Origin of the sequence: Pauljensenia sp. UMB3104, assembly GCF_030217285.1 — a bacterium.
Taxonomy (GTDB): Bacteria; Actinomycetota; Actinomycetes; order Actinomycetales; family Actinomycetaceae; genus Pauljensenia.
In genome coordinates, this window is sequence record NZ_JASONN010000337.1 from 1 (window position 1) to 267 (window position 267).

Below are 267 nucleotides of genomic sequence, written 5' to 3' on the forward strand. Positions count from 1 at the left end.
TGGATATTATCGTCAATGCTAGAAATGCCGAGATTCACCCTAACTTCCGCGAATACGTAGAAGAGAAGGTATCGAAAGTAACCCAGTTCTATCCCCGCGCCCAGCGCGTGAACGTTGAACTAAACCACGAACGTAATCCGCGTCAGGCAGACACTGCCGAGCGTATTGAACTTACCGTTCACGGCAAGGGGCCGGTTATTAGGGCGGAGGCATCCTCGTCTGACCGCTACGCTGCCGTAGATATTGCGGCAGGGAAGCTGTACGAGC

Annotated in this window: 1 protein-coding gene; it reads left to right on the forward strand. The window is 53.6% G+C overall.

The features are described from left to right. The coding region (hpf, locus tag QP415_RS11940) for a ribosome hibernation-promoting factor, HPF/YfiA family (protein ID WP_285100223.1) at nucleotides 1–267 on the forward strand (267 nt) is incomplete at both ends.